Source organism: Streptomyces sp. NPDC045701 (assembly GCF_056432045.1).
The window spans coordinates 1-14407 of the sequence record NZ_JBWKJV010000069.1; the positions used below are offsets into that span (position 1 = coordinate 1).

Genomic DNA, 14407 nt, shown 5'->3' on the forward strand with positions numbered 1-14407 from the left:
GGCGTCCGGCGGTCGCCGCGCTGACCGGGTGATCCTGCATGGTCAGCGCAGCGGCCAGCGACCGGAGTGAGAGCGTGGTCCAGCGCAACGGCGAGACCGGATCGCCCCGGGTGTGCGGCTCGGTCAGAGCTCCAGGCGCGGGCAGCAGACCAGGGTCGGTGACCGTCAGCGGCTTGCGGCCGACTCCTGGAGCCCGGACCCGCCCGGTCGGCAAAGGGTGCCTGGACAACTCGGCGATCCCGCGTGCGACGGTGGCCGCACTGGCGCCCGAAGCAGCCGCCACCACAGTGATCCCGCCGTGGCCCAGCGCGGCACCTTCGCTGGCCAGGTATATCCGCCGGCGACGCTCATCGAGATGAGGAAGGAATTGGTCGAACTTCGCCCTCAGAGCCACAACCGAAGCCTGAGCAGCCGCACACGCAGTCACACCTCCCCGCCAAGACCCCTTCACCGAGCAGTAACTGAAATACAGGCCCCCGGCCGCACCGGGAACTGCCAGATCGGCACCTTCCTCGCTTACGCCTCCGCCAATGGGCGGGCACTGATCGACCGGGAACTGTACGTCCCGGAGTCATGGACGAATGACCAGGACCGCTGCCGGGACCGACGACGACGTGCCGTTCGCCACGAAGACCGAGCACCTCAAGTGGATGCGGCAACGCGCCATCGACGCAAGGGGGGCCCTTCGCCTGGGTCACCGGACGAGGCATACGGGCAGATCACACACTTCCGCGTGGGGCTGGAGGAACGCGAGGCGGCATATGTGCTGGCCACCAAGGCCAACGACACCATGATCACCGCCAACGGCCGGGACGCGCGTGCCGACGAGCTGATCGCCGCGCTGCCCCAGCAGGCGTGGAAGCGGATCCCGGCCGGCGCCGGAGCCCACGGTCAGCGGATCTGCCACTGGACCCGCGTCGCCATTCGACCGTCCTGGGAGGGGGGATCCGGGCACTGGGTGCCGGCCCGCCGCAGCCTTGCCGATCCCACCGGAATTTCCTGCTACGTCTGCTGCGGCCCCGTCGCTTCCCGGCTGAAAGACCTGGTCAAAACGGCTGGCGCCCGCTGGCAGGCGGAGGAGTGCTTCCAGACCGCGAAGGGGGAGTGCGGGCCCGGCCACTACCAGGTACGCCTGTTCCGGGCCAGGTACCGGCACATCACCCTGGCCATGGCCGCTCTCCCGTACCTCACGGCCGTCCACGCCGCAGAAGCCGCAAAAGGGACGCTGAAAATGACGAGCAAGACCTCAAGCGCCCCGGAGACCCGCCGGATGACCGGGCACGTCGCCGTCACGCCCCGCTGCCACATCAACGAGCATCGACTGCGCTGGTCACACTTCCGACGCCGCCAGGCCCGAGCCCGCCGCTGCCACTACCAACGCCGAGCGACGACCCCCACATGCGGTTGCAGTATTACGGCCTACCAGCTCAAGTCCGGCGGATACGGGCTGGTGGCGGTACGTACCTGCTCCACGTTCGGGAAACGGGTAACTCCTGGTCGCCATGTGATCAACGGCCAGGAGGCCACGGTGAATGTCTGCGGCGTAGCGGTGGATGCCGCTCCCGCCCCCAGATCAAAACGCCCCGTCCCGGAGACGGGCGCAGGCGTCTGCCCATCATCGTCATCACTGTGACGAACCTGCAGAGGGACAGCCACTTGATCGCGCTGACCGATTCTCCGTGCTCCTGCTCCTCCGAATGACAGGACTGTGGGCGGTCCCTTTGGAGGGTTCCACAGTCCGCACAACTCCGGTGTGATGTGGGGCACAGGAAACAAGACCAGAAGCCCTCGGAGGGGTTCAAGACTTCGACACCTCCGGGAGTTCTCCCGTATGCATGGAAAGGAACACACGTGCACATGTACAAGCGTCTTGCCGTAGCGGCAGCTTTGTGTGGGGTTGTTTCCATATCGGGTGCAACCGCTGCTGTTGCATATGCTCCTGCGCAAGCTCCGAGGGCGATTGCAGCCCCCGAGTTGACTGGCCTCTCTGCCGGACAGGAAATGGGGTATACGTTTGACCACGAAACCACAGTGGTTATCTACGGGATGATTTCTTCCGGCGCAGCCCGGGGCCTCAATGCCCTCTGTCAAAGTGTGATCCCTGCACCGGTTGGAACAACCCTGTGTCCCATGCTTACGGGCCTGCTTCCTGGGCTCGCCTTGAAGCCCCCTGGACCGGGGGACAGACTTCACATCGCTCTCCAGTTCGGCTGGCCCCCTCTGCTCGTCGAGTATGTTCGGTAGCTGCCTTTCGCGTGGGTGATCCGAGAGCATGTCGCTTCTCGACCAGGGCGCTTTCTTCGGATCACCTCGCGGACCGGCCAGCCACCTGCGGACTGGAGGGTGGCGAGGTAGATGGCGGGCCTCTCGGGCATTTTGGGCGGTGGTTGATTTGCTCGGTGAGCTGCAGAACCACGGCGAGGGGGCCCTCCCCTCTCAGAACGGTCGGAACGCACTGGAAGGGGACGCCGTTTAGGAGACCTGCCGACCATGCTTCTGCCCGGCATTGCGCCGGGCCGGGCGGTGGCCGGGTCTCTCATCAGCGTCTCCGACGGCACCCACCGGGGCGGCGACACCACCCCCAGGGCATCCGCTCGACAGGGGGCAACAGCCATACCGGGCCCGGAGGCCAGTGGCCCCCATTGCCCAGGAAGTACGGCCCGGCTCCGGGAAGCGGACAGTCCGCCCCAGACTAGCACCACCCGGGGCCGCGGCAGCAGAACACTCGAGCTGTTTGAGGACCTAGAGGAGCGCGGTGGTGTCGTAGCTGCCGGACTGAGGCGGACGCACAGGCGAGGGTACTCGGGCTCGGGGCGGGGGACGCTGCGTGGCAGCCCAGGCCAGCGGCAATCGAGGCACGCAGTGGGGCGGTAAACACGCGTACCCGGTCCGGCGGCCTGCCCAGTTGAGCAAACGGGGGAGACGTCCTCCCATGAGCCGAGACCTCCCGGAAACTCACGGGGCCCACCCGCTCTTGAAAGCAATCACCTAGAGCTGCCGGTGATAACGCCCCCTGCCGGGGGCCGGTCTGCTGGCAACGGCTCAATCCCCACCCGGCAACACTTGACGACACGTCAGCCAACGATCAGATGATCGATAAGAAGCGCCTACCCCGGGGGGCGGCATGGGCAACCAGGTCATCCCTACAAGACGCCACGTGACAAAAAATGCACGGGCCCAAGGGGCAAGTAAACGAAGAAAGGCAACCAATGCGTAATAACGTACTGTTGAAGCTGTCCAGCGTATTCGCTCTGCTATCCTATTTCGTCGGGGGGGTATCCGGCCAGGCCGTGGCGAAGGCGCCACGGGAAACGGAGCGAGAGGCATTTCAGTGGTGCTGCACTAACGGGTATGGAATCCAAAACCGAAGCGGGGAGAATCTGACTTTGATCAAAAGTTGGGCTCCACATGATTTTGGAACCAAGCCGCCACTTCAGATAGAGGCCCAAAATAGCAGGCACATTTATTTCGATGTTCAAACTGATTTCAGTCGAGATGCCGCATACTTGATTTACAGATCGGACGATGGTACGCTCGTGACCCTCTCGGCAGATTATCTTGCACTGTCAGGTACGGATTATTCCAAGTGTGGCAGTTCAAATCCTGCGAAGATCTCATGCGCCTACGACCCTTATGGCCGGGTGTTTACTTTAGCTTGAAGTCTAGTGCGCCTTCTTGCCTTTAGACGATTTCCCAGGTCTGCGGGGCCCTTTGCGGGGCGGGGCGATGGCTACGAAGGCGCGGAAGCGTTCCGACTTGCGCTCGTAGGGGGAGGCGTCGGCAGCTGGACAGCCGGGGAAGGGTATCCCTGGCCCGCCCACCAGGGGGGCCGGGTGTCCGCCACCAGCCAGCGCGGCGCGGCGGCGTCCGCACCGCCCGGCGCCAGCAGCGGCACCGGATGGCGCCTCCCGCGCCGGAGCAGAACTGGGACGGCACCGCCTGCCCCCACTCCTCCCAGCGCGGCAGCCACGACCCAGCAGTCGTCCCAGGCCTCGGGGATGATTCGATGCCTTGCGGGCGAGCCGGAGCCAGGTCCTGCGGAAGTCAGGAACAATTCCCGCCTGGAGGTGCCTGAAAGTATCCGGACACGGATCCAACAGGATTGCGGTGAGCAGGAAACGAGGAACCGAAAGCGGCGCCACTCAGCACCGAAACAGCCAGAGATCTTAAATCAAATCCGGAGACACTCCGAGGCTGGACGAAGAAGCGCAAGAAGCAACATGAGTCGCCCGACGGCGCCGATTTAGCGAGCGTGCCCGGTTGGAGAACTTGAATGCCGCATTCGCGAAGTCGAGATGAAGAACGCTTTCCTGAAAAAGCCGCCTTGGATTCAGCCGGTCGGTGCAACACCCCAGGTAGAACAGGTGCCGGAGGTGCGGCCAGGGCTGACGGGCGGGCAGAAGCGCGAGTTGTGGCGACGCTGGAAGGAGGGGCAGCCGCTGAGTGACATCGGCCGTGCCCAGGGCAGGGTACCCGGATCGGTTCACGGCTGATCGCCGCCAGCGGCGGCTTCGTGCCCGCCCCGCGCACCCTGACACCCCGCACTTTGACGCTCTCCGGGCGGGAGGAGATCTCCAGCGGCCTGGCGCCAGGGAGTCGTTCCGGACCATCGCCGCCCAGCTGGGCCGTGCGCCGTCCACGGTCAGCCGGGAAGCCGGCCGGCACGGAGGACGGAAGAAGTACCGGGCCGCCACGGCCGACGGCCGGGCCTGGGACGACGCCCGGCGGCCCAGGCCCTGCCTGCTGCGGCGCAACCCAGGACTGCGGGACGTGGTCGCCGGAAAGCTGGCCGGCGACTGGTCACCGCGTACGCGTCCCGGTCCACCGCACCATCGGGGAGCTCGGGGCTGGAATGCACCGCCTTGCGACACGTCGGCAGCACCAGTTCCTCACCGGGCTACCGCGGCAGCAGCGGCATGACACGGATGGTCTTGGCAGGCACCGGCACGCAGAGCCCCCGAACGCGGCGAGCGCGGGGTGGGACTGCGGACGAAGGAGGTGTGGCCGGGGAGGCTCGCGTCGGAGTCAGGGACCTGGATCGTCTTCGAGGACGAAAGCCGGCTTCCCGGTGACGCCGCCCCCTGCCCGCACCTGGGGCGACGGGGACACACTCCTGTCATCCGAGTCCGCGGCAGGGCCCGCCGCCGGACCTCGGTCGCCGCCCTGTGCCGTTACAGGACCGGACGGCCTCGACGGGGCAGGTCAGGTGCATAGGGCCTGAGCCGGACGATGGTAAGCCAGTCTGCTCGGCCTCGTACCGTTTTAGCCCAGCGGCCAGGTGGGTGTTGAGGCTGTGCCACACCACATGAATCGGGGGCCATCGAACTGATGTGGGCCCACACCAGCAGGCCGCGGTAGTCCCGCCAGGAAAAGCTCCTGCGAGCCCCCGTTCCCGCCGCCGCTGGAGGAGTCGCCCGAGCCGGGGCCGACCTCCTGCAGCAGGGGGTTCCTGAACGGGCGGCTTCAGCAGCCGCCACACCGCCGCGACCGACAAGCTCAGCCTCTACGGACGGCGGATCACTGTCTGGACCCGGGCGCCAAGGACCACCGCTGACCGTCGAAGCCATGCGCCGATGGGCCCTTGCCGAGCTCTTCCCCAAGCAGGGGAACTGGGCTCACCCGCAGGTCCTTCGCGATCACCCAGTTCTCACCCGCCGCGAAACGCTCGCCGACCTGCAGCCGGATCCTCTCACGAAAAAGCCCGCCGCTCAGCAAGCAGACCCCAACCCTCCGCATACTCAGCCCACCGGCAGACCGCAGGGTTCAGAAACCGTCACCACCCGATGACGACCAAAAAGCCTCAGTAACAGCGACGCATCTCCGCCTCTGCTTCATCGCGGCAGGCCCAATCAGCTTCTCCGGCCAGCCTGGACGCGGCCTGGCTCTTATCGTGCGGGACGATCTCCGCCTTCAGCACCTGCCACATCACGACAGGATCGAGATCCGCGCCGCTGACTGCCACCATCTCCATGCTCGCTCCAGCCGGGAAAACGTGGTCGCCCATGCGGAATGCAGCGACCGAGACGCAGCGACCGAGACGCAGCGACCGAGACGCAGCGACCGAGACGCAGCGACCGAGACGCAGCGACCGAGACGCAGCGACCGAGACGCAGCGAGAGCAGTTGCAATACCCGCAGGTCACCGCACTTCCAAGTAGAGGCTCAGCGACTGAAGTGACTCAAGGCTCCCGTATATAACCAGACGAGGTATGTGCGTGTGCGTTATATATAGAGTGCGTCAGTCGCTTGAGTCGCTGAGGGGGGAGTCGCATGCATGCTGAGCTGGTGTTTTCCTGGCGTCGTCCTGGAGGTGTCGTCAGTCGCTGGGTAGCTGGTGCTTGTCTTCGGTAGCTGATCCGTCCGCCGCGCCGCCCTGCGGGTGGCTCTGCCGCGAGTCCTCTTTCGCTAGGCTGTGTGTGTCGTTGAGTCGCTTGAGTCGCTGAGGGGGGAGTCGCATGCATGCTGAGCTGCAGGTACCCCATGGCGACTCCGGGCCGACTCGACCTCCCGCCTCGCTCGCTGAGCCGTTGACTGTCGCTCGTTGGTGCGCCAGCCGGGGCTGGCCTGTCCACCCTCTAACACCTGGAAGGAAGACCCCTGCTTCGAATTGCGAAGCCTGTCGAACAGCTGGCCACAAGCGTGAAACGTGCATCTGCCGCTCAGCGGGCCGCTGGTGTCACGGTTTCCACGCGGCGACTCTCGATATGGCTCGGATCTTGCAATGGTGGGGACGTCACCCGCAGTTTGGCGTTGGTGTTTCCTGCGGGCCGGCCAATCTTATCGTCATCGACGTCGATGCTCACGGGGGACAACCTCCCAGTGCCAACAAGCTATTGCCCGGTATCCCTGTTGCACCACACATTGACGTCTCGGCCGTTAAATCTGGCTTCCATACCCTAGCCGTTTTGGCCGCTCTCAGAGGTAGACCTAATCCCGCTGATGACACCACAACGCTGCGCGTGCGTACCCCTTCGGGCGGTTTGCACATCTGGTATCGGGCCACTGATCTCCGTCGGTGGCAGTGCTCTACTGGCTCTAACCGCGGTTTGGCATGGCAAGTGGACGTTCGAGCCCACGGTGGCTATATCGTGGCCCCAGGTACCAGAACTGCTGCAGGGGCATACACGCCGGTGGGAGCAGCGCGGATGCCTGCCGCCCTCCCTGATTGGCTGGCACGTGAACTCGAACGAACGGGCCATTTGCCAGCTTCTCATATTCCAGCCCCTCGGCCCGTTCCCGCCCGAGCAAGGCAAGCAGTTGCTAACGCGGGCGGAAGTCACTATGGCGGGAAAGTGCTCGAAACGGTTCTAGCAGAACTAGCTGCCTGCTCTGCGGTGTCAGAGGGAGCTGGATTTTCGGAGAAACTCAACCGGGCCGCGTACACTGCAGGGGGTCTCGTTTCGGCTGGTTTTCTTAGTGAGGAAGCAGCCGAAAGTGCTCTTGCTGAAATTGCCGCTGCCGCGCGCCCAGGCAAAACAAGCGAAGCAGCACGCATCATTCGAAGCGGCATGAGCGCCGGGGCCTTGCGGCCCCTCGATCCAGGGAGCCGCTTGTGACTAGGCCATCAGGTGGTGAGAACGTTCTCTTTGACTTCGACGCCCAGGCCTTGGCAGCTCAGATTCTCGCGAGCTCGGCACCCCCTTTGCCAGCTCAGGGAAGTTCACCCGCCGTTGCCGATAGTGGACAGGCGTCTGCACACGGGCTCCTTCCCGATACACTTACAGATCGCGGAAATGCAAAGCTGTTTGTCCACTTGTACGCGTCTGACTTCCGGCATGTGCCCGGGCTTGGCTGGTACCGCTGGGATACCACCCGTTGGCAGATGGACGAGGACGATGCCGTGTTGTGGGCAGCTGGCGATTTGGGTGAGCATATTGCCATTACAGATCCACGCGGATTCTACACAGCAGAATCGCTCAGAAAGCATCGCAAGCGTGCTCTGAGTACGTCAGGTATCAATGCGATGCTCGCCCAGGCCAAGTCAGCACCGGGCATGGTGCTCAACGCTGCTTTGCTTGATTCTGATCCCTATGCCTTGTGTACGCCGGCTGGAATTGTTGACCTGCACTCGGGTCTCCTGCGTGCGCCTGACCCCAATAAGGACTTTCATTCGCGTTCCACCACGACATCCCCGGCTGCGGTCCCGACTCCCCGATGGCATCGATTTCTGACTGACACCTTCGGTGATGATGCTGAGGGGGCTGAAATGATCGGGTTTTTGCAGCTATTGTTGGGGTACTCCATCACTGGTGATGTCGGAGGGCAGGTGATGCCATTCTTGTTCGGCGCCGGCAAAAATGGCAAGTCTGTCCTCCTTGACGTTCTGATGAAAATTCTGGGAGATTACGCAGATGCTGCCCCCCCCGGTTTTCTAATGTCCCGCCCTTACGAGGGTCATCCCACCGATCTTGCGGAGTTGCATGGGCGAAGAGTGGTGGTGTGCTCGGAGGTAAAACCAGGCGACAAATTCGATGAAGCACGGGTCAAGCTGCTGACCGGCGGAGACCGAATCAAAGCCCGCCGCATGAGACAGGATTTCTTTTCTTTTGAGCCTACCCATAAGCTGTGGCTGTTGGGAAACCACCGTCCTGAAGTGGGTACCGGAGGTTTTGCGTTTTGGCGGCGCATGAGGCTGATTCCGTTTGAACGCACGGTCTCCGACGATCGTAAGATTGACAATCTAGCTGATATCCTAGTCGCTGAGGAGGGGCCGGGAATTCTTAATTGGCTTATTGATGGAGCCCGTCGCTATCTGGGCGGGGAGAAAGATCTTGCCGGCCCAGGCAAAGTGCGCATCGCAACTACCGCTTATGCCGAAACAGAGGACCACACAGGCCGGTTCTTTGACGAGCTATGTGTTTTGAACCCAGATTCTCGCACGGAGCAAGCAAGCCTATATTCCGCGTACCGGACTTGGTGTCAGGGTGAGGGTGCACCGCCCGTTTCTAGCCGCGCTTTCGCCGCCCGAGCAAGGGAGCTTGTGGGCTTGTCGTCTCCTAAAGAAATGATCTTGTCCAACTCTCGGAAGTATTATCCCGGCATTGGGCTGCTCGCCGATGAGGAGATGGCATGAGTGCGTTGATCAGCGACGACGAGATCAAGTATGAAACTGAGCTGGTGTGGCTGGAGGACATCCACCAACTTGATTACGTGCGTCAGAGTCTGGACCGCTTGCCGACGCGAGGCGGTAGACCCGCTTACTTCCGAGACGGCCGAATGGTTGGTTACGCTACCCTAGGACCTAGGGCTAAGGCTTCCCGGGCGTCGGGAACCTTTCGTCGGCGAGTTTTTTGGTTGCTCCCGCATGACCGGGACACGGCACCTAATGGTCTGTACGCCACCGGGGCCCCGGCTGAGGCTGTTGACCCTCGTACCCTCACAGCAGGCAGCAGAGGACGGAAAACCCAACGTTCGGAGGGGGGGCCTCCTTCCCCGGCAATGCAAGAACTTGGGATAACGCTGCCTCTGTGAGTGGACGCGTGTCCCCAGAGGCACTTTTCCCCCGGAGGCCGGTGTAAGCAAGGTGGCAGCTCGCAGTAGCCCCCGGGCGGTGGCGGCCGCACGGGGGCCCGTGATGAGGGGCTCGACGACCGTCTTTCCCCCCGCGAGGCCGTCCGGACTGCCTATCGCTCCAAATTTGCCAGCCTCAGTTCCGCTTCCCGGGCTTGAGCCCCCGGCCAGGCAGGCTGCACGAGCTCTTTGCGAACCAACTGTGCCCCTGCCAAGCACCTAGACCTGACCTGGCCTTGTACACCACACCCGACAAGACGCCTCAAGTCACCGGCTTGGGTGTGTCTCGCTTTGACGGACATCTGAGGTCAGGGGTTCCGCCCCCGGAGGGATGGTGTTCATTGTGGGGTGTATGGGGAAGAAAGGAATGTTCTCGCTGTTCGTTGACGCCGACGTCCCAGGCCGCGATCGTCAGGCTGTGCCAGCGGGCTGACCGGTCGCCCCGCCAGGTCGCCCCAGACTTTGGTCCGACCGTGGCAGCGGTCTGCGACTGGCTCCGTCAGTCCCGGTCGAAACGGGTGAACGCATGGTCTGACCAGCCGTGACCGCGAGGAACTGGCGGTACTGCGGCCGCAGGCCTGCAGCCTCGCGAGGACGTAGCCCCGTGCGAGGTGCGACGGCTTTCTTCGTGACGGAGACCAGTGAACGTGGACCCGTCCCCCGAGGCGGAGAAAAGGGCAGGTCACAAGGTCAATCGGGCGTGTGATTGCACCGTGGCGCGGAGGCGAAGACGGCCGGGCCAGCAAGGCCAACATCTCCGGTTCGTCCCCCCGGCGCGGCGCGAGAGCAGCCGTTTGCCCTCCGCGTCCAGCAGCACGCAATGGTGGTGCGTCTTGCCAAGGTCTGTAGCCGCCCGATCCGGGCCACCGGCCTCTCTAGTCGTTCACCTGCTCTGCGATCCCAAACGACCTTGCCAGCGGGGTCCTACTCAGCAATGTTTGACGCGCTATTCGCGGCTCCTATCAGCGGCAGGCCGTCGTGAGAAACCGGGCGGCCGGTGGGGGATGCCTCGAGGACGACCCTACGAATGGCTTGGCGGACCCACGAAGAAGGTAGCCCTCGTATGAGCATCTACGGGCGGATAGCGGCAGCATGCGCCGACCGTGACGCTACTGCCGACAGTTACGGGCTACCTACACTCCCTAATGGGCGCCGCCCGATGCTGCCCCCTCGAAGCCCTGGTATGAAAGGCAGAGGGCCGAGGGGAACCCCTCCCAGCAGGCCATCAATGCGCTTGCGCGACGCCGGCTTCGCCGTAGCTTCGGGAGAACCGGGCCGTCCAGGCCATCTCCTCCACCATCTCACCCGCCCAGACACAGGACGAAGAAGACGCAGCGGGAGAAAGCGACATAGACCTTATCTGCACCACCCCGGAACGCGCAGATCACTTCGGCGCAAGGTACCGACAGATTGAACACAGAGCTGGTCGAAGGACGATGCTGCAAGCTATGATTGTCGTAGCCTCTACGAGACCGTTTGGTGGCTGGGCGTCCATCCAAACTGACGCTCCTCCGTGAAGTGGCGATAAGACAAGCGGTGTTTCGCTCTATGCCTCGCCGCTATTCTGGCTAAGTGTGTACAGGCTCGGGAGGGTACCAGCGAGCCGCTGTCGCCCCCGCCCCGAGAGGAGTTGTCCTAATTGATCATACAGTCTCGAATGCGGCGCGGCACTTGACACAGCTCCGGGGGGCTCGACCCAGCCGTCAACCGTTTGGGCGATGGACGGAGACTACGGCGTGTCCAAAGGAAAAGCATGTCGCAAGCATGCTCGAAATGCTTAACTTTGATAAGAGGGTGCAAGTTTACGAAATCGCCCAGCCTCGTGCGGTGCCGGCTCTGTGCGTCTTATAATCGGCGTCCACCGGTCTCCCCCGGGTAGGGACACCGAATGGACCTCTAGCACCCGGGCTCACACTACCAACGGCTCCCCCCGCGTTGGGCCGCCTGTAGTGAACATCCCTTCCAGGTCTTTGACTACTTATGGTCGCCGTGTTGTTCAGTGACAGACCCCGTGACGAAATGCGGGAAGATCCTTCCCTTGTACGTGTCTTCCGCCTTCGAATCAACCGGTTTTACGGACGCCATGAATCGGTGTATGATCCGGGTTATGGCCCAGAAGCATGTGACGATCTTCGTTGACGACATCACCGGTGAAGAAACCTCGGAGGGCGCAACGCACACCTTCTCCCTCAATGGAGTCCAGTATGAGATTGATCTAACCTCCGACAGCTACGACAAGATGGCTGATGCGTTTGGCCCGTACATCAAGGCGGGGCGCAAAGTGGGTGGCCCTCGTCGGCGCAGGGGCACGTCCCCGAGGCCTACTAATAGTCCGAGTGCCAGTGACATTCGGGAGTGGGCGAAGATCAACGGGTACGTGGTGAGCGAGCGCGGACGCGTCCCCGCTGAGGTGCGAGAAGCGTACGAAGCTGTTCATTGACGATTTCCCCTATAGCCCCTGGCCAACCGGCCGGGGGCTAGTTTTAGTTAACAGCAGCAAGGGGCGTGTCCAGCCAGTCGAACGTACGCGCCGACGCGCGTCCTGGCCCATGTTTGCCTCACGCCAGCGAGCAGGGTTGCGCGTGTTCCCGCCTAACCCGTATCAGATCCTGGAGCCCCCGTTTCTCTCTTCGTGGCCTCGCAATGGCTTTTGCCGGCTCCCGCAGCGGGCTGGTAACCCGGCGAAGGGTGAGGCCAGGCTGTCACCTCACAATCCAGCACGCCCGTGACGGTATGCCGTCCAGGAGCTGCCGCGGCGCGATGTCAGCGACTCTCCGTGGGCGAGAGTGCGTCCAGTGAGGTCTCAACGAGCGAGGTCATCGCCAGCGATGTTGTGGATGGGGCGGGCTTTGGCTGTGGCGCCGATGTGGTGGGGTGAGGGTGACGTGCTTGAGGGCGTCAGCTTTTTGTCCTGCCGTGTGTTCGCTGGCTCAGGGCCCGTGCTCCCGCATGAGCGTGGTGCAGGTGCCGGGGTGAAGCTCCGGGCGGGAGCCATTGCGGGGCTTGCTGAACGGGTGGCAGATGTCGGCGTCGGCGCCTTGGAAGTCGGCGTGGAGCGAGAACGGGCAGCACGGCGGCGGCCGCTCTGTGCGGGGTCGGCAGGCAATGTGGGCGGGCGGCTGTGATGTCCGGCACCGAGCCCGGCTCGGCATCGGGCCCCCCTACTGACTTTTGCAGGGTGGGTTCGGTGGATCGATGGCCAGGCCTGCCGAGGCGAGGCAGCCGTCGATCAGGTAGTGGTGGATCTGGATCCCCGGCTGATCGGCGAGGTCTTCGACGCGCTCGACGAGCAGACGGTCGTCGTCCCCGGCACCGGCACCCTCGATATCGTGATCCCCTCCCTGGCCGCTGTCCACGAGCAGCGCCGGGCGATGGAAGCCCAGATCAACGCCCTGCAGGAGGCACGCCCTAATGGGCAGTGATGCGGGGCACCGCCAGGCGCACCCCGTTCCGTCGAGGCCCTGAAAGAGGCTGCGGGCCCCGCATCACTCGTGGTGCTGGCCGGTTCCGGAGAAGCCGTACACACCCCCAGGGACCGGATCCCTTGGTCAAGAGCCGGCCTCCGGGACCGTCCGGCATCACGAGCCCGCACGACGATCGCACCCAGTCCGATGATCAGATCGTTGAGGTTTGTGGTCCGAGCCGCCCCCAGGGGTCACCTCTCACCACGCCTGGAGCCGCCGAGCTCTGGAGCAGCCCGAGGGCCCTGCGGGCCGCTGGGGTCACGAACGGCTGATCGGATGCAGGGCCATCGAGCCCTTCCATTAGGGAGACGCGTGCCCCCGCACCGCACGGCTGCGGCCAGCAGCACGCCCCGACAGAGAGGACGAACACGACACGATGACCGTCACCTGCGGAATCGACTGGGCCAGCGACCACCACGACGTCGCCCTGGTCGACCACGAGGGCACTCTATTGGCCAGGGCCCGGATCACCGACGACCTTGACGGCCTGCACCAGCTTCTCGAGCTCTTCACCACCCACGGCGACACCGCGAACGCCCCGGCCCGATGGCCGCCGCCCCGCTACCGCGACCGCCACACTGTCACCCGCAAGGTCCGACCACCTCGACGCGATGGTGCTCGCGAACATCCTGCGCACGGACAAAGCCGCCCAGCGGCCGCTGCCCGGCGACAGCGAGCTCGCCCAAGCAGTCGCCGTCCTGGCCCGCGCCGAGCAGGACGCGGTCTGGGACCGCCCCCAGGCAGGCAACAAACTCCGCTCCCACCTGCGCGAATACTTCCCCGGCTTCCTCGCTGCCTTCCAGCACAAGCGCGAAGGGATCAGCAGCAGCATCGCCCGCGCCGTGCTGGCCGCGGCCCCCACTCCCGATCAGGCAGCCGAGCTCACCCGCGCCCAGCTGCGCTCGCTGCTGAAGAAGGCCGGCCGCCAGCGCGGCATCGAAGCGGAGTCCGCACGCCTCCGAGATGGGGTCTGAGGAACATCCGTGTCAGATCGTGCGCTAAGGGTTCGCTGGACTGTTTGGCGCTTTGACCTGGGGTGATTGGGCGTCGGAGCCTTCGTGGGGCGTTGTTTTCGATCTTCGGAGAGCTGTTGTGGCGGTCGAGTTCCTGACGGATGAGCAGGCGGCCCGGTACGGGTCGTTCCACGAGGTGGGCGGATTCGCACGATCGTCGCAACGTTGCAGGTCTCATGCTGTCAGAGCGGCGGTGAATAGCTCGGCCGGGGTCCGCCGTCCCAGCGTCTTTCTGGGTCGGTTGTGGAGGCGGTCCTGGATCGCCTGTAGGTCGTCGGCCGTGTGGACGGATAGGTCGCTGCCTTTGGGCAGGTACTGCCTGAGCGGGCCGTTCGTGTTTTCGTTCGTACCGCGTTGCCAGGGGCTGCCGCGGTGCGCGACGAACACCCCGTCGTGGAAGAACGGGGCGAGCCGGTCGTGG

General features: G+C 64.1%; 9 protein-coding genes and 4 pseudogenes. 9 read left to right on the forward strand and 4 right to left on the reverse strand.

Annotated features, from left to right (window positions below; all coding sequences use genetic code 11):
• Positions 1–394, reverse strand: a 394-nt coding sequence (locus AC07DW_RS30825; protein WP_478860966.1) for an ISAzo13-like element transposase-related protein, incomplete at its 3' end; no start/stop codon positions are given.
• Here AC07DW_RS30825 and AC07DW_RS30830 point away from each other — a divergent pair.
• The 3 genes and pseudogenes from AC07DW_RS30830 to AC07DW_RS30840 all read left to right on the forward strand — a co-directional run.
• A complete protein-coding gene (locus AC07DW_RS30830) occupies positions 356–1633 on the forward strand; it encodes an IS701 family transposase (protein ID WP_478860967.1) in 1278 nt (425 codons plus the stop codon). The two genes, AC07DW_RS30825 and AC07DW_RS30830, sit on opposite strands and share 39 nt — an antisense overlap.
• Positions 1634–4295: 2662 nt before the next feature.
• Positions 4296–4493, forward strand: coding sequence for a hypothetical protein (locus AC07DW_RS30835; protein WP_478860968.1), 198 nt, complete (start codon positions 4296–4298; stop codon positions 4491–4493).
• Between the two features lie 427 nt (positions 4494–4920).
• Positions 4921–5196 (forward strand): annotated as a pseudogene (locus AC07DW_RS30840) (IS630 family transposase); the annotation flags it as partial.
• Here AC07DW_RS30840 and AC07DW_RS30845 read toward each other — a convergent pair.
• Together AC07DW_RS30845 and AC07DW_RS30850 are read right to left on the reverse strand one after the other, a co-directional pair.
• Positions 5177–5767: pseudogene (locus tag AC07DW_RS30845) on the reverse strand (helix-turn-helix domain-containing protein); the annotation flags it as partial. The pseudogenes AC07DW_RS30840 and AC07DW_RS30845 sit on opposite strands and share 20 nt — an antisense overlap.
• 33 nt (positions 5768–5800) lie before the next feature.
• Complete coding sequence (locus AC07DW_RS30850; RefSeq protein ID WP_478860969.1) at positions 5801–5971, reverse strand: hypothetical protein; 171 nt, start codon at positions 5969–5971, stop codon at positions 5801–5803.
• A gap of 483 nt (positions 5972–6454) precedes the next feature.
• Between AC07DW_RS30850 and AC07DW_RS30855 the strand changes: the two genes are divergently transcribed.
• From AC07DW_RS30855 to AC07DW_RS30880, 6 genes and pseudogenes are all read left to right on the forward strand, one after another.
• Positions 6455–7555 carry a bifunctional DNA primase/polymerase gene (locus AC07DW_RS30855; RefSeq protein WP_478860970.1) on the forward strand — a complete coding sequence of 367 codons (1101 nt, stop codon included), beginning with the start codon at positions 6455–6457 and terminating at the stop codon, positions 7553–7555.
• Positions 7552–9072: a DNA primase family protein gene (locus AC07DW_RS30860; protein WP_478860971.1), complete on the forward strand. Its 1521-nt coding sequence runs from the start codon at positions 7552–7554 to the stop codon at positions 9070–9072. Before AC07DW_RS30855 ends, AC07DW_RS30860 begins: the two co-directional genes overlap by 4 nt.
• Positions 9069–9470: a DUF6009 family protein gene (locus tag AC07DW_RS30865; RefSeq protein WP_478860972.1), complete on the forward strand. Its 402-nt coding sequence runs from the start codon at positions 9069–9071 to the stop codon at positions 9468–9470. The genes AC07DW_RS30860 and AC07DW_RS30865 overlap by 4 nt, the downstream gene beginning before the upstream one ends.
• A gap of 2146 nt (positions 9471–11616) precedes the next feature.
• Positions 11617–11949, forward strand: coding sequence for a histone-like nucleoid-structuring protein Lsr2 (locus AC07DW_RS30870; protein ID WP_478860973.1), 333 nt, complete (start codon positions 11617–11619; stop codon positions 11947–11949).
• Between the two features lie 814 nt (positions 11950–12763).
• A pseudogene (locus tag AC07DW_RS30875) lies at positions 12764–12919 on the forward strand (IS110-like element IS110 family transposase); the annotation flags it as partial.
• Between the two features lie 430 nt (positions 12920–13349).
• A pseudogene (locus AC07DW_RS30880) lies at positions 13350–13935 on the forward strand (IS110 family transposase); the annotation flags it as partial.
• Between the two features lie 225 nt (positions 13936–14160).
• Here AC07DW_RS30880 and AC07DW_RS30885 read toward each other — a convergent pair.
• On the reverse strand, positions 14161–14407 hold a 247-nt coding region (locus AC07DW_RS30885; protein WP_478860974.1), incomplete at its 5' end, for a transposase.

Coding starts and splice junctions, on each gene's coding strand:
- AC07DW_RS30830 (WP_478860967.1), top strand. CDS start 356: ATGAGGAAGGAATTGGTCGAACTTCGCCCTCAGAGCCACAACCGAAGC.
- AC07DW_RS30835 (WP_478860968.1), top strand. CDS start 4,296: ATGAAGAACGCTTTCCTGAAAAAGCCGCCTTGGATTCAGCCGGTCGGT.
- AC07DW_RS30850 (WP_478860969.1), bottom strand. CDS start 5,971: ATGGAGATGGTGGCAGTCAGCGGCGCGGATCTCGATCCTGTCGTGATG.
- AC07DW_RS30855 (WP_478860970.1), top strand. CDS start 6,455: ATGCATGCTGAGCTGCAGGTACCCCATGGCGACTCCGGGCCGACTCGA.
- AC07DW_RS30865 (WP_478860972.1), top strand. CDS start 9,069: ATGAGTGCGTTGATCAGCGACGACGAGATCAAGTATGAAACTGAGCTG.
- AC07DW_RS30870 (WP_478860973.1), top strand. CDS start 11,617: ATGGCCCAGAAGCATGTGACGATCTTCGTTGACGACATCACCGGTGAA.